Annotated in this window: 1 protein-coding gene; it reads left to right on the top strand. The window is 37.2% G+C overall.

The annotated features are described in order from the left end of the window. The coding region (locus tag PVA17_RS24890; RefSeq protein WP_274069364.1) for an IS3 family transposase at positions 1 to 724 on the top strand (724 nt) is incomplete at its 5' end. Positions 725 to 739 lie beyond the last annotated feature (15 nt).

The raw sequence follows: 739 nt of genomic DNA on the forward strand, positions 1-739 counted from the left end.
TTTAAAAGCGTATCATTTCCGAGGACGTAAGAAAGGTGCACGTCAAATTAAAATGACGTTAGAAAATCAATATGGGATTACGTATAACTTAAAACGTATACGCCGTATTATGAAGAAATTCGAAATTGTATGTCCAATTCGAAAAACTAATCCGGCACGTAGAATGGCCAAAGCGACAAAAGAACATCGTACATGTCCAAATGAATTACAGCGTAACTTTAAACAAGGTATAGCAGGAAAAGTATTATTAACAGATATCACGTATTTGACGTACGAAAACGGTAAACGTGCTTATTTATCAACGATTAAGGACGCTGAGACAAACGAAATTTTAGCGTATGAAGTATCTGCTTCATTAAGTATGGATATCGCGCTTAATACACTTCGTAAATTGAAACAAAATCACCACCATTTAGCAGAGGATGCATTTATTCATTCAGATCAAGGATTCCATTATACGAATCCGCAATTCCAGAAACTTGTGAAGGAAATAGGACTAGGGCAATCGATGTCACGCCGAGGAAACTGTTGGGATAACGCCCCTCAAGAATCCTTCTTCGGTCATTTTAAAGATGAAACCAATTTGAAAGCGTGCGAAACATTAGAACAAGTAAAACGAGAAGTGAAAAGTTATATGACGTATTACAACCATTATCGAGGGCAATGGAACTTGAAAAAGCTGCCGCCTGCAAAATACAGACAGCAGCTTCAAAAGGTTGCCTAGCTTTTTTTCAAAATG

It is taken from the genome of Lysinibacillus sp. CNPSo 3705 (assembly GCF_028674935.1).
In the GTDB taxonomy this organism is placed as follows: Bacteria; Bacillota; Bacilli; order Bacillales_A; family Planococcaceae; genus Lysinibacillus.